The sequence below is a fragment of the Streptomyces sp. NPDC085460 genome (genome assembly GCF_044541975.1).
Lineage (GTDB): Bacteria > Actinomycetota > Actinomycetes > Streptomycetales > Streptomycetaceae > Streptomyces.
On the sequence record NZ_JBITTO010000005.1, the window covers coordinates 395375 to 418413 of the forward strand.

The 23039-nt window shown below is 73.3% G+C and carries 20 protein-coding genes and 1 pseudogene; 9 read left to right on the forward strand and 12 right to left on the reverse strand.

Translation table 11 applies throughout. The annotated features are described in order from the left end of the window. Window positions 1-60 precede the first annotated feature (60 nt). Window positions 61-876, forward strand: coding sequence for a chaplin (locus tag ACIGHB_RS15595; protein WP_360314810.1), 816 nt, complete (start codon window positions 61-63; stop codon window positions 874-876). Window positions 877-969: 93 nt separating this feature from the next. Here the strand turns inward: ACIGHB_RS15595 and ACIGHB_RS15600 are convergent, their stop codons facing one another. From ACIGHB_RS15600 to ACIGHB_RS15610, 3 genes are read right to left on the reverse strand one after another with little or no spacing between them, the layout of a single operon-like run. Beyond that, window positions 970-1674 carry a DUF2293 domain-containing protein gene (locus ACIGHB_RS15600; protein ID WP_399913364.1) on the reverse strand — a complete coding sequence of 235 codons (705 nt, stop codon included), beginning with the start codon at window positions 1672-1674 and terminating at the stop codon, window positions 970-972. A gap of 57 nt (window positions 1675-1731) precedes the next feature. Continuing rightward, window positions 1732-2109: a MerR family transcriptional regulator gene (locus ACIGHB_RS15605; protein ID WP_360314806.1), complete on the reverse strand. Its 378-nt coding sequence runs from the start codon at window positions 2107-2109 to the stop codon at window positions 1732-1734. A 13-nt stretch (window positions 2110-2122) separates the two neighbouring features. After that, window positions 2123-2887, reverse strand: a complete 765-nt coding sequence (locus ACIGHB_RS15610; RefSeq protein ID WP_399913369.1) for an SDR family NAD(P)-dependent oxidoreductase — start codon at window positions 2885-2887, stop codon at window positions 2123-2125. Between the two features lie 71 nt (window positions 2888-2958). Between ACIGHB_RS15610 and ACIGHB_RS15615 the strand changes: the two genes are divergently transcribed. Then, a complete protein-coding gene (locus ACIGHB_RS15615) occupies window positions 2959-3606 on the forward strand; it encodes a uridine kinase (protein WP_399913372.1) in 648 nt (215 codons plus the stop codon). Here the strand turns inward: ACIGHB_RS15615 and ACIGHB_RS15620 are convergent. Together ACIGHB_RS15620 and ACIGHB_RS15625 are read right to left on the reverse strand one after the other, a co-directional pair. Continuing rightward, on the reverse strand, window positions 3598-4506 hold the full coding sequence (locus tag ACIGHB_RS15620; RefSeq protein ID WP_399913375.1) for a carbohydrate kinase family protein: 909 nt from the start codon (window positions 4504-4506) through the stop codon (window positions 3598-3600). The two genes, ACIGHB_RS15615 and ACIGHB_RS15620, sit on opposite strands and share 9 nt — an antisense overlap. Before the next feature lie 40 nt (window positions 4507-4546). Beyond that, the gene (locus ACIGHB_RS15625) at window positions 4547-5467 is read right to left on the reverse strand and encodes a pseudouridine-5'-phosphate glycosidase (RefSeq protein WP_360314798.1); all 921 of its coding nucleotides are present in this window, start codon (window positions 5465-5467) and stop codon (window positions 4547-4549) included. 287 nt (window positions 5468-5754) lie between these two features. Between ACIGHB_RS15625 and ACIGHB_RS15630 the strand changes: the two genes are divergently transcribed. Then, complete coding sequence (locus ACIGHB_RS15630) at window positions 5755-6114, forward strand: cupin domain-containing protein (RefSeq protein WP_399913378.1); 360 nt, start codon at window positions 5755-5757, stop codon at window positions 6112-6114. Window positions 6115-6130: 16 nt separating this feature from the next. Here ACIGHB_RS15630 and ACIGHB_RS15635 read toward each other — a convergent pair whose 3' ends face one another. Further along, window positions 6131-7432 carry an MFS transporter gene (locus tag ACIGHB_RS15635; protein ID WP_399913381.1) on the reverse strand — a complete coding sequence of 434 codons (1302 nt, stop codon included), beginning with the start codon at window positions 7430-7432 and terminating at the stop codon, window positions 6131-6133. Between the two features lie 133 nt (window positions 7433-7565). Further along, entirely contained in the window at window positions 7566-8120 is a 555-nt protein-coding gene (locus ACIGHB_RS15640) for a methylated-DNA--[protein]-cysteine S-methyltransferase (protein WP_360314794.1), read from the reverse strand. A 293-nt stretch (window positions 8121-8413) separates the two neighbouring features. Between ACIGHB_RS15640 and ACIGHB_RS15645 the strand changes: the two genes are divergently transcribed. The 5 genes from ACIGHB_RS15645 (at window position 8414) to ACIGHB_RS15665 (ending at window position 15595) form a co-directional block, all read left to right on the forward strand. Then, window positions 8414-9301: an MHYT domain-containing protein gene (locus tag ACIGHB_RS15645; RefSeq protein ID WP_360314792.1), complete on the forward strand. Its 888-nt coding sequence runs from the start codon at window positions 8414-8416 to the stop codon at window positions 9299-9301. A 61-nt stretch (window positions 9302-9362) separates the two neighbouring features. Beyond that, on the forward strand, window positions 9363-11507 hold the full coding sequence (uvrB, locus tag ACIGHB_RS15650; RefSeq protein ID WP_360314790.1) for an excinuclease ABC subunit UvrB: 2145 nt from the start codon (window positions 9363-9365) through the stop codon (window positions 11505-11507). A gap of 108 nt (window positions 11508-11615) precedes the next feature. Further along, window positions 11616-12194, forward strand: coding sequence for a TerD family protein (locus ACIGHB_RS15655; RefSeq protein WP_360314788.1), 579 nt, complete (start codon window positions 11616-11618; stop codon window positions 12192-12194). 226 nt (window positions 12195-12420) lie between these two features. Continuing rightward, window positions 12421-14310 carry a TerD family protein gene (locus ACIGHB_RS15660; RefSeq protein WP_399913386.1) on the forward strand — a complete coding sequence of 630 codons (1890 nt, stop codon included), beginning with the start codon at window positions 12421-12423 and terminating at the stop codon, window positions 14308-14310. A 232-nt stretch (window positions 14311-14542) separates the two neighbouring features. Continuing rightward, window positions 14543-15595 (forward strand): TerC family protein, encoded by a 1053-nt coding sequence (locus tag ACIGHB_RS15665; RefSeq protein WP_360314784.1) that lies wholly within the window; start codon window positions 14543-14545, stop codon window positions 15593-15595. A 261-nt stretch (window positions 15596-15856) separates the two neighbouring features. Here the strand turns inward: ACIGHB_RS15665 and ACIGHB_RS15670 are convergent, their stop codons facing one another. The 5 genes and pseudogenes from ACIGHB_RS15670 to ACIGHB_RS15690 all read right to left on the reverse strand — a co-directional run bounded on the left by ACIGHB_RS15670 (window position 15857) and on the right by ACIGHB_RS15690 (window position 19667). Next, a complete protein-coding gene (locus ACIGHB_RS15670) occupies window positions 15857-17143 on the reverse strand; it encodes an MFS transporter (RefSeq protein WP_360314867.1) in 1287 nt (428 codons plus the stop codon). Window positions 17144-17283: 140 nt separating this feature from the next. Further along, a pseudogene (locus tag ACIGHB_RS15675) lies at window positions 17284-17484 on the reverse strand (MBL fold metallo-hydrolase); the annotation flags it as partial. A 203-nt stretch (window positions 17485-17687) separates the two neighbouring features. Next, window positions 17688-17987 carry a DUF6342 family protein gene (locus ACIGHB_RS15680; RefSeq protein ID WP_381438877.1) on the reverse strand — a complete coding sequence of 100 codons (300 nt, stop codon included), beginning with the start codon at window positions 17985-17987 and terminating at the stop codon, window positions 17688-17690. 238 nt (window positions 17988-18225) lie between these two features. Then, window positions 18226-18879: an MBL fold metallo-hydrolase gene (locus tag ACIGHB_RS15685; RefSeq protein WP_399913391.1), complete on the reverse strand. Its 654-nt coding sequence runs from the start codon at window positions 18877-18879 to the stop codon at window positions 18226-18228. A 98-nt stretch (window positions 18880-18977) separates the two neighbouring features. Further along, window positions 18978-19667 (reverse strand): maleylpyruvate isomerase family mycothiol-dependent enzyme, encoded by a 690-nt coding sequence (locus ACIGHB_RS15690; RefSeq protein WP_399913394.1) that lies wholly within the window; start codon window positions 19665-19667, stop codon window positions 18978-18980. Window positions 19668-19864: 197 nt separating this feature from the next. On the opposite strand from ACIGHB_RS15690, the gene uvrA reads away from it, so the two are divergent. Beyond that, window positions 19865-22915, forward strand: a complete 3051-nt coding sequence (gene uvrA / locus ACIGHB_RS15695; protein ID WP_399913397.1) for an excinuclease ABC subunit UvrA — start codon at window positions 19865-19867, stop codon at window positions 22913-22915. Window positions 22916-23039: the final 124 nt, after the last annotated feature.

Consider the following 23039-nt stretch of genomic DNA (forward strand, 5'->3'; position numbering starts at 1 on the left):
GTTCGTCGCGTTTATTCCGGTACGGGCACTTGCCCGTGCAACTCCGGAAGGCAGGAAGCCATGAGGCAGATGCGCCGAAGTGGTCTGGCCACACTGATGGTCACGGGTGGTGCGCTCGCGCTGTCGGCGGGCGCCGCCCACGCGGACTCCGGTGCCGAGGGCGCCGCGGTCGGCTCGCCGGGAGTCATCTCCGGCAACACGATCCAGCTGCCGGTCCACGTGCCGGTCAACCTCTGCGGGAACACGGTCAACGTGGTCGGGCTGCTCAACCCGGCCGCGGGCAACTCGTGCGCCAACACCTCGGCCCCGGCCGGGGAGTCCCGGGACGGCGGCCCCGGCCGCACCCACAAGGACGAGGCCGTGACCCCGCGCGGCGGCGAGCAGACCGACACCCGTGGCGGCGGCTCCTCCGACGGCGGCGCGGTGAACGGCGGCGGCGCCACCGCCGAGAGCCACACCGAGGGCTCGCCCGGCGTGCTGTCCGGGAACGGCATCCAGCTCCCGATCGACCTGCCGGTCAACGTGGTCGGCAACTCGGTCAACGTCGTCGGCGTCGGCAACCCGGCCGTCGGCAACACCGGGGTCAACACCCCGAGCACCCCCGAGGAGCCGCAGGTCGAGATCCCGACCCCGCGCCCGGAGACGCCGGTGCGCAACGTGCCGCCGAAGCCGGTCGCGGAGCAGGAGAAGCCGGAGGCCCCCGCCCCCGCGCCCGCCCCTGCCCCGGCCCCCGCGCCGCAGGGTGAGACCCGCACCGTGGCCCTCGCCGCCACCGGCAGCGAGAGCGTCGGCTACGCCGCCGCGGGCAGCGCCGCGCTCCTCCTCGGCGGCGCGCTGATGTACCGCCGCGCCCGCCGCGCGGCCGACCAGGTCTGACCCCGGACCTTCCCCGCCGGGGCCGGCTCCGCTGACGTCCGAGCCGTCAGCGGTCGGCCCGGCCCGGCGCCCCCTCCGCGCCCGTCGTGCCCGTCACGCCGGGCGCGTCCGCGTGTCCGTGTGTCCGTGCGCGTCGGTCGCCGAAGGGCGCCAGGACCGCAGCACCGTCTCGATCGCCGGGGCGACCGCGGTGCGGGCCCGGTGGCGGGGGACACCGCTCATCAGCAGCGTGTCGTACGGGGTGTCCAGGTGCCGTACCGAGGCGCGGACCGCGGCCGTCACGGCGCCCCGGTCGAGGGCGCGCCCGGCGGCGGTCCTGCCCACCCGGCCGCTGCCCTTCGCCGAGGCGTGGCCGGCGATCTCGGCCGCCCGCTCCGGCGGGATCGCGGGGAAGAGCCGCAGGATCTCCGCCCGCAGCGCCTCGGTGATCCCGGCGTCCCGGACCGCGCGCCGCTCCGCGTCCCTGGCCCGGCGGCGGGCCCGGGCCTCGGCGTCGGCGAGGCAGGCGGTCTCCGCCAGGGCGAGGGCCGCCTCCTCGACGAGCAGCCCCTGCCGCTCGTACCGGGTGCGGCGCCGGTTGTGCCGCACCACCACCGCCCACAGGGCGCTGCGCTCGCGGGCGCGCCGGGTGAGCGCGGTGTCGCCCCGGCGCAGGAAGACCAGATGGCCGAGGTCGGCGCAGTCCAGGCAGACCGGCCGGTCGTACTCGACGATCATCCGCTCCAGCGGTCCCTGCCGGCACTCCGAGCAGCGGGGGCGGCGCAGCGGTTCGACGACGACGGGGGCGACGAGGTCCATGAACGGTTTCCCTCCCGTGGTCGTCGCGACCGCCCGAAGATCCTTCGGACCGTCAGATCATGGCATTCCGGGGCCGGTCGCGTCACTGCCCGAGCGGCCGGCGAGCGCCGCCGCGAGCCGGTCGCGGGCCGCCGTCTGCGCCGCGATCCGCGCGTCGAGCACCGCGAGCCGCTCGCGGGCGATCTCCAGGCCGCGGGCGGACGGCCGCACCGACGGCAGGTCGCCGTCGAGGCAGGAGCGGAAGGCCGACACGTCGTCGAGGGTGAGACCGGCGTCCAGGAGGTACCGGATGTTGGCGACGCGGACGACCGCGCCCTCCTCGTACCTGCGGTAGCCGTTGGCCGCGCGCTCCGAGGCGATCAGCCCGGCCTGCTCGTAGTGGCGCAGGGCCCGCGCCGACACGCCCGTCCTGCGGGCCAGTTCACCGATGCGCATCCGCCCAGTCGTATCACGCGACCAGCGCACCCCCGTCCACGGGGAGCACCGTCCCGGTGAGGAAGGCGGCGTCGGGCGCGGCGAGCGCGGTGACCGCCCAGGCGACCTCCTCGGGCCGGCCGACCCGGCCGAGCGGCGTGTGCGCGACCTGCCACTCGCGCACCGCCCGCCGCTGCTCGGGCGTCAGGCCCATGTGGTCGGCGATCGGCGTCTCGACGGCGCCGGGGGCGACCGCCACCACCCGGATCCCGGCGGGCGCGAGTTCGACGGCCCAGCAGCGGGTGAGCGTCTCCAGGGCGCTCTTGGTCGCCGGATAGACCGAGCTGTTCGGCCAGCCGCGCTGCCCGATCGTCGTGGTCACGTTCACGACCACGCCCCGGGAGGCGCGCAGCGCGGGCACGGCTGCCTGGGTGAGGAGCACGGGCGCGAGGAGGTTGGTCTCCAGGAGGGGCGCGATCACGTTCCGGTCGAGGGTGCCGAGGGGGCCGCCGCCGGCGATCCCCGCGTTGTTGACCAGGACGTCGAGGCGGCCGTGGGCCGCGAGGACGGCCCTGATGATCTCCTCGGGGGCGCCTTCGGCGGTGATGTCGGCGGGGTGCGGGTGGATCGCGGCCGGGGCGTCGGCGGCGGTCTCCCTTAGGGGCTCGGGCCTGCGGCCGACGGCGACGACGGTGGCGCCCTGCCGGGCGAAGGCCCGTGCGGTGGCCCGGCCGATGCCGGTGCCCGCGCCGGTGACGAGGACGACCCTGGGGGTGGCGGTGGTGGCGGTGGTGTTCATGGAGCCGATGGTGGAACCGTGACGCCAGTGACAAGGTCAAGTCCGGGGGCGCGCGGGGCAGAATGGGTGGGATGCGATACGAGGCGATCACCTGGGGCCGGATGGCCGGGCGGCTGGCGAGGCACGTGGACCGGCTGGTGCCCGGCGACGGCGGCGATCGGCTGAGGGTCGCCGTCGACGGGGCCCCGGCCGCCGGGGGCGAGGAGCTCGCCGGACTGCTCGCGGAGCAGCTCCAGGACCGGGGGCGCCCGGTGCGGGTCGTCGGGACCGGGGGATTCCTGCGGCCGGCGTCGCTGCGGTACGAGCACGGGAAGCGCGACCCCGACGCGTACTACGACGGCTGGACCGACACGGGCGCGCTGTGGCGGGAGGTGTTCACCCCGCTGGAACCCGGCGGCGACGGGCGGATCCTGCCCGACCTGTGGGACCCGGTGAAGGACCGGGCGACGCGCACCCCCTATGTGACGCTGCCGCCGGGCGGTGTCCTGGTGCTGCACGGGCCGTTCCTCCTCGGGCACTGGTTCCCCTTCGATCTGAGCGTCCATCTGCGGCTGTCGCCCGGCGCCCTCGCCCGGCGCGCCGAGGAGTCGTGGACGCTGCCCGCCTTCGCCCGGTACGAGGCGGAGGCCGATCCGGCCGGGAGCGCCGACGTCGTCGTCCGCGCCGACGACCCTCGGCACCCGGCGTGGACCGGGCTCGGGGCGCTCGGCTCAGACTGACGGCGGCCGGCCGCCGATCACCGTCACCGCCTCGGCGCCCGCCGCGCACCCCGCCTCGGCCGCCTCGGCCGGGTCCGCGCCCGCCAGCAGGGCGGCGAGGAACGCCCCGGTGAACGCGTCTCCCGCGCCCGTCGAGTCCATCCGCCGCTCGGGTGCCACCGGTGGGGCCGTCACCCGGGCGGTGACCGCGCCCGCCTCGGCGACCAGCGCGCCGGCCGCGCCCAGCGTCACCGCGACCAGCGGCACCCGGCGGCTCAGCTCCCGGGCCGCCGTCTCCGGGTCCGGCGCGCCGGTGAGGAGCCGGGCCTCGTCGGCGTTGGGCAGCAGCACGGAGACGCCGTCCACGGCCGCGAGGAACCGCTCGGGACCCAGCCCGGCGAGGAAGCCGGCCGAGGCCGGGTCCACGCTCACCGGTGTCCCGGCGGCCCGGGCGTCCCGCAGGGCGAGGAGGGCCGCCGCCCGGCTCGACGGGGCGAAGAAGAGGTAGCCGGAGAGGTGGAGCGCCGCCACGCCGTCCAGCAGCCCGGCCGACCAGTCGGCGGGGCTCAGTCGCAGCACGGCCCCGCCGTCGGTCAGGAAGGTGCGCTCCGCCGCCGCGTCCACCAGGGCTATCACCGTGCCCGTCGGGGCCTCCGGGTCGGGTACGAGGAGCGGCCTGACGCCCGCCTCGACCAGCGTCCGCTCGTGCCAGCCCGCCGCGTCGGTGCCGACCCGGCCGAGCAGCCGGACGTCCCGGTGGCCCGAACGGGCGGCCCAGCAGGCCGCGTTGGCCCCCGCGCCGCCCGGCAGGACGCGGATGGCCGCCGCCGTGTCCGTCGCCGGCGCGAGCGGGGTCCCGTGCCGGGCCACCACGTCCGTGACGACGTCCCCGACGACCAGCAGCGCTCCGGTCCGGTTCACCGGCCCGGCTCCCCGCGCCCCCGCCGCCCGGTCCACCCCGTCACCGCCCGCCCGTCGCGTACGCCCCCGCGATCTCCGCCGCGAGCCGGACGTTGCCCCGCACCGCCGCCAGGTTGGCCTCCAGGGACGCGCCGTCCGTGTGGGTGGTCAGGTACTCCAGGAGGAAGGGCGTCACCGCCTGCCCGGTGATCCCCTTCTCCTTCAGCTCGGCGAGGCCCCGGGCGAGCACCCGGTCGTGCAGCGCCGGGTCCAGCTGCTCCGCCTCCGGCACCGGGTTGGCCACGACCAGCGCCGACCACGGCCGGCCCAGTGCCTCCCGGGCCCGTATGACGGCGGCGACCTCCGCCGGGCTGCGCAGCGTCCAGTCGACCGGCTCCCCGGAGGAGGAGAGGTAGAAGCCGGGGAAGGTCTCCGTGCCGTACCCGGCGACGGTCACGCCCAGCGTCTCCAGCCGCTGGAGGGTCGCCGGCACGTCGAGGATCGACTTCACGCCCGCGCAGACCACGGTGACGCCCACCTCGGCGAGCAGCCGCAGGTCGGCGGACTCGTCCTGGGTCTCGCGCCATTCGCGGTGCACCCCGCCGAGGCCGCCGGTGGCGAAGACGCGTATGCCCGCGCCCTCGGCGAGCCGGGCCGTCGCCGAGACCGTGGTCGCCCCCGAGGCGCCGGTGGCGATCGCCGGAGCCAGGTCGCGGTGGCCGAGCTTGCGCACCGACGGATCCTCGGCGATCCGGGTCAGCCCCGCCCGGTCGAGGCCGATCCGCGCGACCCCGTCGAGCACGGCGATGGTGGCGGGCACGGCGCCCCGGTCCCGTACCGACTCCTCCAGCTCGACCGCCACCTGAAGGTTCCGGGGGCGCGGGAGGCCGTGGGCGATGATCGTCGATTCGAGGGCGACGACGGGCCGGCCCTCGCGGAGCGCGTCCCGTACCTCTTCGGACACCAGTGTGGTCGTGGTCATGGTCCATTTCTGGCGCGCCCGTCCGCCCCGCAAACACCTCTGGCGATCTCCCGCCACCCCCCTTTCGCACGGGGGTGCGAGTGGGGTACGGATTCGGTTTCCGGGCGTCCGGCGGGCGGGGCCGAACCGTGCCGGACCCCGCCGGAGCGGCGGGCAAGGCCCGGCTGCGGAATCCGTCGCCGACGGCGCCGGAGAGGAACGTGCCTGGTCAGCGGTGTGAACGGAGGGATTCCTTCCGCGGTCCCGCTGTCACCTGACGCCCCGGAGCCCGGCTACAGTCACCGCCCATGACGACACACGACCTCCCCTCCTTCGCCGTCCACATCCCCGACGCCGAGCTCGAAGCCGAGCCGCTCGACCCCGGCCAGATCGTGGCCGGCACCCCCGAGGTGACCGGCAAGGTCCTGTGGGAGTCCGCCGACGGCAAGCAGTTGCGCGGCATCTGGCAGATCACCCCCGGCGTCGTGACCGACACCGAGGCCAACGAGCTCTTCGTCGTCGTCAGCGGCCGGGCCACCGTCGCCGTCGAGGGCGGCGCCACGATGGAGATCGGGCCCGGTGACGCCTGCGTCCTGCGCGAGGGTGACCGGACCACCTGGACCGTCCACGAGACGCTGCGCAAGGCGTACCACATCACCCTGCCCTGACCCGGGGGCGCGTGGGTCAGGCCCTGCGGAGCACGCCCCGCAGGGCCAGGGCCGCCATCGGCAGCAGCAGGGCGGCCGCGAGGGCGTTGAGCGGCCCGTAGCCCACCTGGGAGACGATCACACCGGCCGCCAGGCCGCCGAGGCCGGCCGCCGTGTTCATCACCGTGTCCGAGAGGCCCTGGACGGCCGCGCGCGCCGCCTGCGGCACCGAGTCCGTCAGCAGCGCCGAGCCCGACACCAGACCGGCCGACCAGCCGAGCCCCAGGACGAACAGACCGGCCGCGACCCGCGTGTGGCTCGCCCCCGCCGTCCCCGCGAGCAGCGCCGCGAACCCCAGCAGTCCGACCGCGAGACCGATCACCGCGAGCCGGCCGAGCCGGTCCGCGAGCCAGCCCATCACCGGCGAGAACGCGTACATGCCCGCGATGTGCACGCTGATCACGAGCCCGATCAGCTCGATGCCGGCGCCGTGGTGGGAGAGGGCGACCGGAGTCATCGACATGATCGACACCATCACGGCGTGCGCGCCGGCCACCGTGACCAGGGCGATCCGCGCCTGCGGCGACTCCCGGACGGCGCGCAGCCCGGCCCGCAGCGACCGGCTCTCCGGCGGTTCCCCCGCCGCGCCCGCGACCGCGGCGGCCAGCGCCCGGGCCGTCAGCAGCGGGTCGGGCCGCAGCAGCACCGCCACCACCACCGCCGACACCACGAACACCACGGCGGCCCACAGGAACGGCCCCGCCGCCACGGGTATGCCGAGGCCCGCGACGCTGCGCCCGGCCGGCGCCGCGATGTTCGGGCCGAGGACGGCGCCGATGGTGGTCGCCCACACCACCGTCGAAATGGCCCGCGCCCGCCGGTCCGGCTCCGCCAGGTCCGCGGCGGCGAACCGGGCCGCGAGATTGGCCGACGAGCCCGCGCCGAAGCCCACGAGCCCGATGAGCAGCACCGGGAAGCTGCCGACGACCGCGCCGAGCACCGCCACGCCGGCCCCGAGCGCGCCCAGCAGATAGGCGAGCACCAGACCGGCGCGCCGGCCCCGGCGCGCCATCAGCGCCGCCAGCGGCATCGCGAGCAGTGCGGGCCCGGCGACCGTCGCCGTCGAGGCGAGCCCCGCGAGCGCGTCCGTGCCGCTCACCTCGGTGGCGAGGACGGCGGCGAGCGCGACGCCGGTCGCGATCCCGAGACCCCCGAGGATCTGGGTGGCGACGAGCACGGCCTGGACGCGGCGGCGCAGCTGCGGCAGGGCGGCGGGGGAGACGGCGGGGCCTGTCCCTCCAGCCACGGTGGTGTCAGGGGCGTCGGGCGTTTTGGTCACTACCGGAGTGTGCCAGTCCAGGCATCCGAGGGGAACGTCCGGGGCACGGCACCCCGGCCCCCGGGCGAAGGCCGGAGACGCGGCGATCGGCCCCCCCGAAGACGTCGTCCGGACGGCCCTCCGGCCCGTTCCCTCAGAACAGGGGTTCCGGCAGCACCCCTTCGAGCGCCAGGAGTCTTCGCTTCGTCTCCAGGCCGCCGCCGAAGCCTCCGAGGCCGCCGTCGCTCTCCACCACGCGGTGGCACGGCACCACCACCGGCAGCGGATTGGCACCCATCGCCGCGCCCACGGCCTGCGCGGCCTCCGGCTGCCCGACGCGCCGGGCCAGATCCCCGTACCCGACCACCGTCCCGAACGGGACGGCCTCGGCCAGCTCGCGCAGCACCCGGCGGTTGAAGCCGGTCGCCAGCGACCAGTCCAGCGGCAGGTCGAACGCGCGCAGCGCGCCCGCGAAGTACCGGTCCAGCTGCCGCACCGGCTCCGCGAGCCGCCCCGTGGCGCACTCGACGACCTCGGCTCCCAGCTGCTCGGCCAGCCGCTCCGGCATCCGCTCCCGGCGCCCCTCGCCCGCGTGGAACTCGACCCGCACGAGCCCCCGCCCGGTGGCCGCCAGGAAGAGCGGGCCGACGCCGCTCGGCACGACCGCCCACTCGACGGTCGCGCCCCGCGGTCCCTCCTCGATGTCCATGGCCTCACCGTACGTCCCGGCACCGACAGCCCCGCCCCCGTGCGGGCGGCCCGCCCGGGGCCGCAAGCGCGCCACCGACGCCCTCCGGCCAGAACGTCCGATCGGCGGCGATCCGGCGGCGCGACCGCACCGAGAGGTCACGGACCGGTCTCGCTCCGGTCTCACCACCGGAAAATCCCCGGTCAGATGCCCCCGGCCCCCCTCACGGGCCATAATCTCGCCCCGGTAGTACTACCCAGCGGTACCGACTGTTTTCGGACGTCCATGCGCCAGGGGTGGGAGGGCACACGCTCATGCAGGGCACGGTCGACGGATTCAGCTACGGGATCGTCACGCCGGTGGCGGCCTTTCTCATGGCCTGCCTCGGCGGTGCCCTGGGGCTGAGATGCACGACCCGCTCGCTGCGCCACCGGGACTCCTTCAAGGCCGGCTGGCTCGCCCTCGGATCCACCTCCATCGGCACCGGCATCTGGACCATGCACTTCATCGCCATGATGGGTTTCTCGGTCCAGCAGGCACCGATCGACTACGACCGGCCGATCACCTTCGCCAGCCTCGCCGTCGCCGTCGTCATGGTCGGCATCGGCATCTTCATCGTCGGCTACCGCGGTGCCACCGCGCTCACCCTCGTCACCGGCGGCACCATCACCGGTCTCGGCGTCGCCACCATGCACTACCTCGGCATGGCCGGGATGCGGCTGCCGGGACGGATCGAGTACGACCCCCTCACCGTCGCGTTCTCCGTGGTCATCGCCGTCGTCGCCGCCACCACCGCCCTCTGGGCCGCGGTCTCGGTCCACGGCTTCCTCGCCAGCCTCGGGGCCAGTCTCGTCATGGGCGTCGCCGTCAGCGGCATGCACTACACGGCGATGGCGGCCGTCAGCGTGCACCTGCACGGCACCCCGGCCGCCGCGGGCACGGGCGCGGGCGCCGGCTCGCTGCTGCTGCCGATGCTGATCGGCCCCGCCGTCTTCCTCATCCTCGCCGCCGTCGTGGTCATGTTCGACCCGCTGCTCGTCATGGGCGACCCCGACTGGCAGCGGGCCCCCGCCCGCTCCGCGTACCGCCCCGGCGTCCCCGCCCCCGGCTACGGCGAGCCCGCCAACTGGACCGCCCGCCCCGCCGGCCGCGCTCTCCGCCGCTCGGCCCCGAGGGGCGGACACCGCTCCCAGGACTGGTGACGGAGGGCCGCCGCGAGGCGATCGCCCCCCGACTGTCGGTGGCGAGTCGTACGGTGGTGGCATGCGGCCCGTTTCCAAGATCGAACGTTCGGTGGCGCCCTTCGAGGTCGTCTCCCCCTACCAGCCGAGCGGCGACCAGCCGGCGGCCATCGCCGAGCTGGACCGGCGCATCCGCGCCGGCGAGAAGGACGTCGTCCTGCTCGGCGCCACCGGCACCGGCAAGTCGGCCACCACGGCCTGGATGATCGAGAAGCTCCAGCGCCCCACCCTGGTGATGGCGCCGAACAAGACCCTGGCCGCCCAGCTGGCGAACGAGTTCCGCGAGCTCCTGCCGAACAACGCCGTCGAGTACTTCGTCTCGTACTACGACTACTACCAGCCCGAGGCGTACGTCCCCCAGTCGGACACCTACATCGAGAAGGACTCCTCGATCAACGAGGAGGTCGAGCGGCTGCGCCACTCCGCCACCAACTCGCTGCTCACCCGCCGTGACGTGGTCGTGGTCGCCTCCGTCTCCTGCATCTACGGCCTCGGCACCCCGCAGGAGTACGTGGACCGCATGGTCCCGCTCAAGGTCGGCGAGGAGATCGACCGGGACCAGCTGCTCCGCCGCTTCGTCGACATCCAGTACACGCGCAACGACCTCGCCTTCACCCGGGGCACCTTCCGGGTCCGCGGCGACACCATCGAGATCTTCCCCGTGTACGAGGAGCTCGCCGTCCGCATCGAGATGTTCGGCGACGAGATCGAGGCGCTCTCCACCCTCCACCCGCTGACCGGCGAGATCATCAGCGACGACCAGCAGCTGTACGTCTTCCCCGCCAGCCACTACGTCGCCGGCCCCGAGCGCATGGAGCGGGCCGTCAACGACATCGAGCGCGAGCTCGACCAGCGCCTGAAGGAGCTGGAGAAGCAGGGCAAGATGCTGGAGGCCCAGCGGCTCCGCATGCGCACCACCTACGACATCGAGATGATGCGCCAGATCGGCTCCTGCTCCGGCATCGAGAACTACTCGATGCACTTCGACGGCCGCGAGCCGGGCTCCCCGCCCAACACCCTCCTCGACTACTTCCCCGAGGACTTCCTCCTCGTCATCGACGAGTCGCACGTCACCGTGCCGCAGATCGGCGCCATGTACGAGGGCGACGCCTCCCGCAAGCGGACCCTCGTCGACCACGGCTTCCGGCTCCCCTCCGCCCTCGACAACCGGCCGCTGAAGTGGGAGGAGTTCCAGCAGCGGATCGGCCAGACCGTCTACCTCTCCGCCACCCCCGGCACCTACGAGCTGTCCCGCTCCGACGGCTTCGTCGAGCAGATCATCCGCCCCACCGGCCTCGTCGACCCCGAGGTCGTCGTCAAGCCCACCGAGGGCCAGATCGACGACCTCGTCCACGAGATCCGGGTCCGCACCGAGCGGGACGAGCGCGTCCTCGTCACCACCCTCACCAAGAAGATGGCCGAGGACCTCACCGACTACTTCCTGGAGCTCGGCATCCAGGTCCGCTACCTCCACAGCGACGTCGACACCCTGCGCCGCATCGAGCTGCTGCGCGAACTGCGCTCCGGGGAGTACGACGTCCTCGTCGGCATCAACCTGCTCCGCGAGGGCCTCGACCTGCCCGAGGTCTCCCTCGTCGCCATCCTCGACGCCGACAAGCAGGGCTTCCTGCGCTCCGGGACCTCCCTCATCCAGACGATCGGCCGCGCCGCGCGGAACGTGTCCGGACAGGTCCACATGTACGCCGACACGATCACCCCCGCGATGGCCCAGGCCATCGACGAGACCAACCGGCGCCGCGAGAAGCAGGTCGCCTACAACACGGAGCACGGGATCGACCCGCAGCCGCTCCGCAAGAAGATCAACGACATCGTCGCCACCATCGCCCGCGAGGAGGTCGACACCGAGCAGCTGCTCGGCAGCGGCTACCGGCAGGCCAAGGACGGCAAGGGCGCCAAGTCGCCGGTCCCCTCGCTCGCCGCGCACACCCCGAAGGCCGGCAAGGCCGCCAAGGCCGCCAAGGGCGGCTCGACGCTGGAGCTGGGCGACCGGCCCGCCGCCGAACTGGCCGGAGTCATCGAGGAGATGACGGAACGGATGCGCGCCGCCGCCGCCGAGCTCCAGTTCGAGGTGGCCGCCCGGCTGCGCGACGAGGTCGCCGAACTGAAGAAGGAGCTGCGCCAGATGAAGGAGGCGGGGCTGGCGTGAACGGAGACGGCACGGTGTGTTGCAAGACCGACACAAAACCGGGCCGCGCCCGGCACGTTGTCAGTGGCCCTGCGTAGGGTGCTGCCACAACGACGAGAGGGGCAGCGCGTGACGGTCAACATGACCAAGGGGCAGGCCATCAGCCTGGAGAAGCAGGGCGGGGGCAGCCTCACCCAGGTACGGATGGGGCTCGGCTGGCAGGCCGCGCCGCGCCGGGGGCTCTTCGGCTCGCGCACCCGCGAGATCGACCTGGACGCCTCCGCGGTGCTCTTCGCCGAGAAGCAGCCGGTGGACGTGGTCTTCTTCCGTCACCTGGTCAGCGACGACGGCTCCGTCCGGCACACCGGTGACAACCTGGTGGGCGGCGTGGGCCAGGGCGGCGACGACGAGGCCATCCTCGTCGACCTCCAGCGGATCCCCGTCCACATCGACCAGATCGTCTTCACGGTGAACTCCTTCACCGGGCAGACCTTCCAGGAGGTGCAGAACGCCTTCTGCCGGCTCGTCGACGAGACGACCGGCCAGGAGCTCGCGCGCTACACCCTGGACGGCGGCGGCCAGTACACCGCGCAGATCATGGCGAAGGTGCACCGGGCCGGCGCGGGCTGGCAGATGACGGCCCTGGGCAACCCGGCCAACGGCCGCACCTTCCAGGACCTGATGCCGTCGATCCTGCCGCACCTGTAGGACGGACCGGCGGGCCCGGCACAGGGCCCCGCCGCCGCGGCACCACCGCACCGCAGCTCCCGACGGGCACCGGCCCGCCGGGAGCTGTCCCGCATGACCGACCGGGACGAGCGCCGACCCGACCGGGGCCGCGCCGACCCGACCGGGACGAGCGCCGACCCGACCGGGAACGCGCCGAACGAGCACGCACCGACCGAGAACAGCGCCGAGGGGATACAGAGTCGAGATGACGGCCGAGCTGGTCCGGGGGCAGAACCACCCCCTGCCCGACACCCGACTCGAACTCCGGGTCTCCGCCGGACACCCGGTCGTCGCCGGGGCCACCCTCGGCGACGAGCGGGGACAGGTCGCCGGCGCCGAGTGGATCGCCCACCCCGGCGCCCCGGTACGGCCCGGGGTCGAGGTGCCCGAAGGGGCCGCCGCGGAGCACCGCATCGCCGTGGACCTCGCGGCCCTCCCGGACACCGTCCACCGGATCTCGCTGCTCCTCGCCCTGCCGCCGGACGCGGGCGGGCCGTCCCGCTTCGGCACCGCCGCCGCCCCCTTCGTGTCCGTCGCCGACCCGGCGGGCGCCGCCGTCGCCACGTACACCATCACCGGCCTCGACCGGGAGTCCGCCGTCGTCGCCCTGGAGCTGTACCGCCGGCAGGGCGTCTGGAAGGTCCGCGCCGTCGGACAGGGGTACGAGGGCGGGCTCGCCGAGCTCCTCGCCGACCAGGGCGCCCCGGCCGCCGCCGACCTCGCCGCCGCCGTCCTGCGCGCCGTCACCCCCGTCGCCGCTCCGGCGCCGCAGCCGGTGCCCGAGACCGCCGCGACCACCCCCGCCGCCCCCGACCCCTCCTCCTCCACCACCGCCATCAGCTACAGCCACCCGAGCCGCCGGACGGCCCCCGCGGCTCCCGCGCCCGACTCCGGAGCCGTACCGCCGCCCCGGCCGTCCGAGCCGCCGTCCCCGCCGCAGCCCGCCCCGGCGCAGTCCCGCCCGGAGCCCGTCGCCGGGGACGCCACCGGCTGGACCATGGACGAACGGCTCTACAACCAGGTGTGGGGCATGTTCGAGGACCTGGCCAGGACCGTGGCCGCCTACCGCAGCGCCCGCGACTTCGCCGACCACCGCCTCGACCGCGCGATCGACCAGGTCCTCGCCGACCCCGGCACCCGCGTCGGAGGCGCCGGCGACGCCGCCAGGGCCGAGGCCCGCGCCACGCACGAGGAGTTGATGGGCCGGGCCCAGGAGGTCCTCGACCGGGACCTCGCGCACCTCACCGCCGAGTCCGAGGTCGTCGAGCCCGCCCTGCCCGCCGCCTACGCCCGCTGGGACAACCCCGTCTGGCACGCCTACCGGACCCCGGAGGAGCCGCCGATGGCGGTCCGCCTCGGCGACCTCCACCTCCCCGAGCGGACCGGCCTCAGGATCCCCTTCCTCGTCCGCCTCCCGCTGGAGCGCGGGCTCTGGGTGGACGCGGGCCCCGGCCGCACCTCGGCGGCCGGACTCCTCGACGACGCCGAGCTGCGCCGGCTCGCCCTGGACAGCGCCGTCGCCCACACCGCCAGGCTGCTCGCGGCCCATCCCGCCGGCAGCCTCACCGTCCACGTCCTCGACCCGGCGGGCAGCGGGGCCGCGGCCTTCGCGCCGCTGGCCGAGACCGGTGTCCTGGCCGGCCCCCCGGCCCGCGGCGCGGCCGGGGTCACCGCCGTCCTCGCCCAGCTCACCGAGCGGGTGGACCTGCTCCAGATGGCGGTCCGGGGCGACGCCGCAGAGGACCTGCCGCCCGGCTTCGACCCGTCCCGCCAGCTGCTCGTCGTCCACGACTTCCCGCACGGCTTCGACGACCGGGCCGTCACCCGGCTCCGCTACCTCGCCGACGAGGGCCCTTCCGTCGGCGTCCACCTGCTGATGGTCGCGGACCGGGCCGACGCCGCCCCGTACGGGCCCGTGCTCGACCCGCTGTGGCGCTCGCTGCTCCGGCTCACGCCCGTGCCCGACGACCACCTCGCCGACCCCTGGGTCGGCCACGCCTGGACGTACGAGCCGCCGACGGTCCCGCCGGGCAGCGCGGTGCTCTGGCAGGTCCTCGGACAGATCGCGGAGGCCCGGCGGAGAAACCTGGGCTGACCTGCGCTCTTGGAGTCCGCTTTACCTTTTTCTTTACCTTCTCTTGGGTCTTCGGGTACTCTCTGTGGAGCGGAGGGGAGTACTCCCCATGCGCGGCGTACCCGTCAATACGGACGGATCAAGGACATCCGGTCCCGGGGCGTCGGCCCGGCGGTCGCGTGAGCGGCCCCGGGTGGAAGAGACCTCCGGCAGCGACGACGCTGATCAGTAGCCGTACGAAGCCGGAGGCGCAGTGGACGTTTCGATGACCATCTGGGTGCTGACCATTCTCGGTCTGTGTGCCCTGATCGCGGTCGACTTCTTCATCGGGCGCAAGCCCCATGACGTGTCGGTCAAGGAAGCCGGAATCTGGACCATCGTCTGGATCGTGCTCGCGGTGCTCTTCGGCATCGGCGTCACGATCTGGGGCGGCGGACAGGCGGGCGGCGAGTTCTTCGCGGGCTTCATCACCGAGAAGTCGCTCAGCGTGGACAACCTGTTCGTCTTCATCCTGATCATGGCGAAGTTCGCCGTGCCGTCCCATCTCCAGCAGCGGGTCCTGCTCTTCGGCGTACTGATCGCACTCGTGCTGCGGGCGATCTTCATCGCGGCCGGTGCCGCGATCATCGCGAGCTTCTCGTGGGTCTTCTACATCTTCGGCGCCTTCCTCATCTACACCGCCTGGAAGCTCGTCAAGGAAGCCATGTCCGACGAGGACGAGGACGACTGGAACGAGAACCGCCTGCTGAAGTCCATCGAGAAGAAGTTCGGCGTCGCGGACCGCTACCACGGCACCAAGCTCTTCGTGGTGCAGCACGGCAAGAAGGTCATGACGCCGCTGTTCGTCGTCATGCTGGCCATCGGCATGACCGACGTGCTGTTCGCGATGGACTCGATCCCCGCGATCTTCGGCCTGACCCAGGACCCGTACATCGTCTTCACGGCCAACGCGTTCGCCCTGATGGGTCTGCGCCAGCTGTACTTCCTCATCGGCGGTCTGCTGAAGAAGCTGGTCCACCTCAGCTACGGCCTGTCGGTGATCCTCGGCTTCATCGGCGTGAAGCTGGTCCTGCACGCCCTGCACGAGTCCGGTGTGCACGTCCCGGAGATCTCCATCCCGGTCTCCCTCGCCGTCATCGGCGGCGTCCTGGTGATCACCACGATCACCAGCCTGATCGCCTCCAAGAAGCAGTCCGAGAAGGCCGCTCTGGAGGCGGCCGAGAAGGACGCGGCGACGGACACGACGAAGGACGCGGCGACGGACACGACGAAGGACGACGCGGGGAAGACCGGCGTCGACGCGTGACGCGTCTCCTCCCCGCATGACGGCGACGGCCGGTCCGGGCATCCCGCCCGGGCCGGCCGTCGCCGTTCGCGTACCCCTGTGCGACCGCACAGGCCCCTAGGGCGTGTCTGACCATTCCCGTCGGGTCCGGCCCGTCCGGCACGCACGCTCGCCGCACGGCCGAAACGCCCAAGTAGCTCCGCTACAAGGGCGCCCCGGCCGCACGCCGATCGCACGCACCGGACGACCCGGCCTGATCCGACGCCAATGGTCGGACACGCCCTAGGCGGGCACCTTCTCGGGCGTCTGTGCCGGGCGGCGCTCCGGGAGCGTCTCCGGCAGGAGGGCGAAGCAGCCGAGGCTCACCAGGGCCACCACCGTCAGATACGCGGCCACGCCCCACGGCGGGCCGTCGCCGCCCTCGGAGAGCGCGGTGGCCACGATCGGGGTCAGCGCCCCGCCGAGCACCCCCGCCAGGTTGTAGCCCACCGCGGCGCCCGTGCAGCGCACCCGGGGCTCGTACAGCTCCGGGAGGTACGCGGCCACCACCGCGAACATCGTGATGAAGGCCAGCAGCGCCCCCAGGATGCCCAGGAACATCAGCAGCGGCTGCCCCGTGTGCAGCAGGGCCACCATCGGGAACATCCACAGCGCGGCCGCCGCGCAGCCGGCCAGACACAGCGGCCGGCGGCCCCAGCGGTCGCCCAGCAGGGCGAGCAGCGGCGTCACGGCGCCCTTCACCGCCACCGCCGCCATCACGCAGACCAGCATCACCGTGCTGCTCACCCCGAGCCGCTCGGTGCCGTAGGCCAGCGCCCAGGTGGAGACCGTGTAGAAGATCGCGTACCCGACGGCGAGGGCGCCGGCGGTCAGCAGGACGAGCCGCCAGTGGTCGCGCGCCACCTCGGCGAGCGGCGCGTTCGCCCGCCGCCCGGACGCGGACAGCTCCTCGAACTGCGGGGTCTCGGCGAGCGAGGAGCGCAGCAGCAGCCCGACGGCGGCGAGCAGGCCCGCCGCCCAGAACGGCACCCGCCAGCCCCAGGAGCGGAAGTCGGCGTCGCTCAGCCCGGCGGTGAGCGCCAGCATCACGCCGTTCGCGAGGAGGAAGCCGACCGACGGGCCGATCTGGGGGAAGCTCGCCCACAGCGCCCGGCGGTGCGGCGGGGCGTGCTCGGCGGTCAGCAGGACGGCCCCGCCCCACTCGCCGCCGAGCCCGAGCCCCTGGAGGAAGCGGAGCACGAGCAGCAGCAGCGGAGCGGCGACGCCGATCGCGTCGTACGTGGGGACGCAGCCGACGGCGACGGTGGCGCAGCCGGTCAGCAGCAGGGAGGCGAAGAGCACCGGCCGCCGCCCGTGCCGGTCCCCGATGTGCCCGAAGAGGACAGAGCCCATGGGGCGGGAGAGGAAGCCGACGGCGAAGGTGCCGAAGGCGGCGAGGGTTCCGGCGAGCGGGGAGAAGGTCGGGAAGAAGAGCGGCCCGAGGACGAGGGCGGCGGCCGTCCCGTAGACGAAGAAGTCGAAGAACTCGATGGCGGTGCCGACGAGGGAGGCGGCGGCGAGCCGGGGCATCGAGGGGGCGGGACGGGCCGTCGGCGGCGACGGAGCGTGACTGGGGTGCATGTGCCGCCAACTACCCGGCCGTTGTCCGGGTTACGGGGGCGTACGGGAGCGTCCCCGGCGTCACCGGGGGCGCTTCGGCGCCGGGCGGCTCACCAGCCGCGCTCGCGCCACTCCGGGAGGTGCGGGCGCTCGTCACCGAGCGTGGTGTCCTTGCCGTGGCCGGGGTAGACCCAGGTCTCGTCCGGCAGCGGGGCGAAGAGCTTGGTCTCGACGTCGTGCAGGAGGCTCGCGAAGGCGTCCGCGTCGTGCCAGGTGTTGCCGACCCCGCCGGGGAAGGGGGGCTCCCCTGTCAGCCGTCACCTGGGGGATGCGGTGGCTGGCCGGCTCCGCCGTTTCTGCCCGGACGGATCCGTGGACCCCGGTCGAGTCGCGGACACGCGAGGGGCCCGCGCGACCGTGTCGGGTCGAGCGGGCCCTTTGCCGTGCGGGTGGCGGACGGATGCCGGCTTGTCGGGGAGCGCGGCCTCCTCGCCTGGCGCAGAGCGGACAGCCGCTAGTAGCGGAGGTCCTTCTGCTCGGTGATCAGGCGGCCGGCGATGTGCAGGTTGCCGTCGGAGTCGAGCACCGCGATGATCTTCTTCGTCGAGCCGTGATGGGTCGTGAAGTAGATCTTGTCCGCCTCCTGGGAGGTGGAGTAGTTCGAGTTCACCGAGAGCTCGATGCTCACGGGAGAGCTGATGAGCACGTCCTTCTTGGGCGAGTTCGGGTAGACCTGGTTCTGCCGCAGCTTCACCCGGCCGTGAGTGTCCCCCTCGTCCCAGTCCGTTGCCACTCCGAGATCGATGTCGGGCATGCGAGTCCCCCCTCAAATCGGTGAATGGGCCTTTGGCCCGGTCCGCGGCTGAATCTAGGCGGAATGTGATCGTGGCGTCACGGGGAGTTCTATGGATGGCCGGTTTGCTGCCCGAACAGTCCTGAATCGACGTTCAGGCCATCAAAGGGAGAAACGTCCGGAATCCATAGAGACAGCCGAGGGCTTTCGGCTCCACCTCGGCGCGGGTGTGTCGTCGGCCGCGCAGTGGGCGCCGCGACTACCAGCCGCGGGCGTGCCATTCCGCCAGGTGGGGACGCTCCGCACCGAGGGTGGTGTCGTTGCCGTGGCCGGGGTAGACCCAGGTCTCGTCCGGGAGGACTCCGAACACCTTGGTTTCCAGATCGCCCATGAGGGAGTCGAACTCCTCCGGGTTTGTTGTCCGGCCAGGACCCCCGGGGAAGAGGCAGTCGCCGGGGAAGAGGTGCGGGTGGCCGTGCGGGTCGTCGTAGACCAGCGCGATCGAGCCGGGGGTGTGGCCGACGATGTGGCGGGCGGTGAGCACGACCTCGCCCACCCGGATCGTGTCGCCGTCCTCCACCAGGACGTCGGTGGCGACCGGGATGCCCTCCGCGTCGTACGCGCCCGCGTACGTCGTGGCGCCGGTGGCCGCGACCACCTCGCCCAGGGCCTGCCAGTGGTCGCCGTGCCGGTGGGTGGTGACGACGGAGGCGATGCCGTCGTCACCGATCAGCGTGAGCAGGGTCGCCGCCTCGGAGGCGGCGTCGATCAGCAGCTGCTCGCCGGTGGCACGGCAGCGCAGCAGGTACGCGTTGTTGTTCATCGGGCCGACCGCGACCTTGGAGATCATCAGGTCCTTCAGCTCGTGGACGTCGGCCGGACCGCCCACCCTCACCGCACCGCTGTACGTCATGGGATCAGCCTAGCTCCGCCCCCGACGGCGGTCCCGGGAAGCCGGCCCGCGCCACGGGCCCGGCGCGGGCCGGAAGGGGCAGGAGGGCCGGCCTGGAGCTAGAGCGGCGGGAGCTGGGGCAGGGGGCCGCCCTCGGTCTTGAGCGCGGAGCCGTCGCGGCGGCCGGCGAGCCAGCCGAGGAGCTCGGGGGCGGATCCGGAGACGCCCACGGGGCCGCCCTCGGCGCCGCCGCCGGTCGTCCAGGTCCGGCCGTCGTCGGCGCGGAGCGCGGTGGAGGGGACACCGGGGTGGCCGGCGAACCGCTCCGCGAGGAAGTCGATCTCGCGCCCGACGAACTCCCCGGGCAGGTCCTCCAGCTCGTACCCGCAGCCGAGGTCCACGTGGTGGAGGGCGACCTCCACCCAGCGGCGGAACGGGATCCGGGAGGCGCTGTCGGTGACGCCGTTGCGCAGCTCGACGGTGCGGCTCCAGTCGGGGACGGCCGCCGCGGTCTCCCGGAAGCGGGCGTCCGTCGCGCGCACGTCGGCGAGCTGGGCGTCGAGGGGGCGGGGGGCGTCGCGCTCGATGTCCGCGTCGCGCGCCTCGGCGCTCGCGTACATGGGCCGGCCCTCCAGGACGTTCACCAGGGCGTCGCCGTTCCGGGCCAGGTGGGCGAGGACGTGCCCGCGAGTCCAGCCGGGAAGCCGTGACGGCTCGGCGACGGAGGCGTTGTCCCAGGAGGCGGCGTCGGCCAGCAGCCGCTCGGTCGCTTCCCGCAGGGCGGCGAGGTCGCGCTCGTGATCGATCATGGCGCCGACCCTAGCGCCCGCCACTCGTTCGGGTGAAGCAGGCAGGCGAACCCCGGAAATCGAATGTACGTGCTATAAGCTCGGTGGTGGCAACCGGCGACCGAGGAAGCATCCGGCATCCTTGGTTGTTGAGTGCTTCGGGTGTTCCAGCTCATCCGCTCTCCCCCTCCGCTCTCTCAAGAAAGGTGCGGACCGGCGTGGCCGACCGTCTCATCGTCCGTGGCGCGCGCGAGCACAACCTCAAGAACGTCTCGCTCGACCTGCCCCGTGACTCCCTCATCGTCTTCACCGGACTCTCGGGGTCGGGCAAGTCCTCCCTGGCGTTCGACACGATCTTCGCCGAGGGGCAGCGCCGGTACGTCGAGTCGCTCTCCTCGTACGCCCGGCAGTTCCTCGGCCAGATGGACAAGCCGGACGTGGACTTCATCGAGGGTCTCTCGCCCGCGGTCTCCATCGACCAGAAGTCGACCTCGCGCAACCCGCGCTCCACGGTCGGCACCATCACCGAGGTCTACGACTACCTCCGCCTCCTCTTCGCCCGCATCGGCAAGCCGCACTGTCCCGAGTGCCGCCGGCCGATCTCCCGCCAGTCGCCGCAGGCCATCGTCGACAAGGTCCTGGAGCTCCCCGAGGGCAGCCGCTTCCAGGTGCTGTCGCCGCTGGTGCGCGAGCGCAAGGGCGAGTTCGTCGACCTGTTCGCCGACCTCCAGACCAAGGGCTACAGCAGGGCCCGGGTGGACGGGGCGACGATCCAGCTCAGCGAGCCCCCCGCGCTCAAGAAGCAGGAGAAGCACACCATCGAGGTGGTCGTCGACCGCCTCACCGTGAAGGACAGCGCCAAGCGCCGCCTCACCGACTCCGTCGAGACCGCCCTCGGGCTCTCCGGCGGCATGGTCGTGCTCGACTTCGTCGACCTCCCCGAGGACGACCCCGAGCGCGAGAAGATGTACTCGGAGCACCTCTACTGCCCCTACGACGACCTCTCCTTCGAGGAGCTGGAGCCCCGCTCCTTCTCCTTCAACTCGCCCTTCGGCGCCTGCCCGGACTGCACCGGCATCGGCACCCGGATGGAGGTCGACCCCGAGCTGGTCGTCCCCGACGAGGAGAAGTCCCTCGACGAGGGCGCCATCCACCCGTGGTCCCACGGCCACACCAAGGAGTACTTCGGCCGGATGATCGACGGGCTCTCGCAGGCCCTCGGCTTCCGCACCGACATCCCCTACGCGGGCCTCCCGCAGCGGGCCAAGAAGGCCCTCATGCACGGCCACAAGACCCAGATCGAGGTCCGCTACCGGAACAGGTACGGGCGCGAGCGCGCCTGGACCAGCCCCGCCTTCGAGGGCGCCGTCTCCTTCGTGAAGCGGCGGCACGGCGAGGCGGAGAGCGACTCCAGCCGGGAGCGCTTCGAGGGCTACATGCGCGAGGTGCCCTGCCCCACCTGCCACGGCACCCGGCTCAAGCCGATCGTGCTCGCGGTCACCGTGATGGACCGGTCCATCGCCGAGGTCTCCGCCATGTCGATCAGCGACTGCGCCGAGTTCCTGGGCCGCCTCACGCTCAACGCCCGGGACAAGAAGATCGCCGAGCGGGTCCTCAAGGAGGTCAACGAGCGGCTGCGCTTCCTCGTCGACGTCGGCCTCGACTACCTGTCGCTCAACCGAGCGGCCGGCACCCTGTCCGGCGGCGAGGCCCAGCGCATCCGGCTCGCCACCCAGATCGGCTCGGGCCTGGTCGGCGTGCTCTACGTCCTCGACGAGCCGTCCATCGGCCTCCACCAGCGCGACAACCACCGCCTGATCGAGACCCTGGTCCGCCTCCGCGACATGGGCAACACGCTCATCGTCGTCGAGCACGACGAGGACACCATCAAGGTCGCCGACTGGGTCGTGGACATCGGCCCCGGCGCCGGCGAGCACGGCGGCAAGGTCGTCCACTCCGGCACCTTGAAGGAGCTCCTCGCCAACGAGGAGTCGATGACCGGCCAGTACCTCGCCGGCCGCCGGGCGATCACCACCCCGGACATCCGCCGGCCCCTCGACCCCGGCCGGCTGCTCACCGTGCACGGCGCCCGCGAGAACAACCTGCGGGACATCGACGTCTCCTTCCCGCTGGGCGTCCTCACCGCCGTCACCGGTGTCTCCGGCTCCGGCAAGTCGACGCTGGTCAACGACATCCTCTACACCCACCTCGCGCGCGAGCTGAACGGCGCCAAGACGGTGCCCGGCCGGCACACGCGCGTGGAGGGCGACGACCTCGTCGACAAGGTCGTGCACGTCGACCAGTCGCCGATCGGGCGCACCCCGCGCTCCAACCCGGCGACGTACACCGGTGTCTTCGACCACGTCCGCAGGCTCTTCGCGGAGACCATGGAGGCGAAGGTCCGGGGCTACCTGCCCGGCCGCTTCTCCTTCAACGTCAAGGGCGGCCGCTGCGAGAACTGCTCCGGCGACGGCACGATCAAGATCGAGATGAACTTCCTCCCGGACGTGTACGTGCCGTGCGAGGTCTGCCACGGGGCCCGGTACAACCGGGAGACCCTGGAGGTCCACTACAAGGGCAAGTCCATCGCCGAGGTCCTGGACATGCCGATCGAGGAGGCCCTGGGCTTCTTCGAGGCCGTCCCCACCATCGCCCGCCACCTGCGGACGCTCAACGAGGTCGGGCTCGGGTACGTCCGGCTCGGGCAGTCGGCGCCGACGCTCTCCGGCGGCGAGGCGCAGCGCGTCAAGCTCGCCTCGGAGCTCCAGAAGCGCTCGACCGGCCGCACGGTCTACGTCCTCGACGAGCCGACCACCGGCCTCCACTTCGAGGACATCTCGAAGCTGATCAAGGTGCTGTCGGGCCTGGTCGACAAGGGCAACTCGGTGATCGTCATCGAGCACAACCTCGACGTCATCAAGACCGCCGACTGGATCATCGACATGGGCCCCGAGGGCGGCAGCGGCGGCGGCATGGTCGTCGCCGAGGGCACCCCCGAGGAGGTCGCCTCGGAGCCGGCCAGCCACACCGGCAAGTTCCTCCGGGAGATCCTCGGCGCCGACCGGATCAGCGACGCGGGTGTGCCCGCGCCGCGCGGGACGGCGAAGAAGACGGCGGCGAAGAAGACCACGGCCAGGAAGACGACCGCCGCGAAGAAGACGGCCAAGGCCACGGAGGCGGCGCCCGCGAAGGCGGCCAAGACCGCCAAGACCGCCAAGACCGCCAAGACCGCGAAGAAGGCGGCGACCACCCGCGCCCGCAAGGCGTGACACCCCTCCGGCCCGCCCCGGCCCCGTCCGCACGGGACCGGGGCGGGCCGGTGCCCGGAAGGGCGTCGGGTGCCGGCTTCGGCTCCGAGCCGGTGGTGGCCGGAGGAGTCCGGTCCACGGCATC

Bases quoted from the DNA above. Each gene is read 5' to 3' on its own strand.
- ACIGHB_RS15690 (WP_399913394.1), bottom strand. From the start codon at position 19,667: ATGATCGATCACGAGCGCGACCTCGCCGCCCTGCGGGAAGCGACCGAG.
- ACIGHB_RS15630 (WP_399913378.1), top strand. From the start codon at position 5,755: ATGACGACACACGACCTCCCCTCCTTCGCCGTCCACATCCCCGACGCC.
- ACIGHB_RS15685 (WP_399913391.1), bottom strand. From the start codon at position 18,879: ATGACGTACAGCGGTGCGGTGAGGGTGGGCGGTCCGGCCGACGTCCAC.
- ACIGHB_RS15645 (WP_360314792.1), top strand. From the start codon at position 8,414: ATGCAGGGCACGGTCGACGGATTCAGCTACGGGATCGTCACGCCGGTG.
- ACIGHB_RS15615 (WP_399913372.1), top strand. From the start codon at position 2,959: ATGCGATACGAGGCGATCACCTGGGGCCGGATGGCCGGGCGGCTGGCG.
- ACIGHB_RS15660 (WP_399913386.1), top strand. From the start codon at position 12,421: ATGACGGCCGAGCTGGTCCGGGGGCAGAACCACCCCCTGCCCGACACC.
- ACIGHB_RS15625 (WP_360314798.1), bottom strand. From the start codon at position 5,467: ATGACCACGACCACACTGGTGTCCGAAGAGGTACGGGACGCGCTCCGC.
- ACIGHB_RS15670 (WP_360314867.1), bottom strand. From the start codon at position 17,143: ATGCCCCGGCTCGCCGCCGCCTCCCTCGTCGGCACCGCCATCGAGTTC.
- ACIGHB_RS15600 (WP_399913364.1), bottom strand. From the start codon at position 1,674: ATGGACCTCGTCGCCCCCGTCGTCGTCGAACCGCTGCGCCGCCCCCGC.
- ACIGHB_RS15610 (WP_399913369.1), bottom strand. From the start codon at position 2,887: ATGAACACCACCGCCACCACCGCCACCCCCAGGGTCGTCCTCGTCACC.
- ACIGHB_RS15680 (WP_381438877.1), bottom strand. From the start codon at position 17,987: ATGCCCGACATCGATCTCGGAGTGGCAACGGACTGGGACGAGGGGGAC.
- uvrB (WP_360314790.1), top strand. From the start codon at position 9,363: ATGCGGCCCGTTTCCAAGATCGAACGTTCGGTGGCGCCCTTCGAGGTC.
- ACIGHB_RS15595 (WP_360314810.1), top strand. From the start codon at position 61: ATGAGGCAGATGCGCCGAAGTGGTCTGGCCACACTGATGGTCACGGGT.
- ACIGHB_RS15605 (WP_360314806.1), bottom strand. From the start codon at position 2,109: ATGCGCATCGGTGAACTGGCCCGCAGGACGGGCGTGTCGGCGCGGGCC.
- ACIGHB_RS15640 (WP_360314794.1), bottom strand. From the start codon at position 8,120: ATGGACATCGAGGAGGGACCGCGGGGCGCGACCGTCGAGTGGGCGGTC.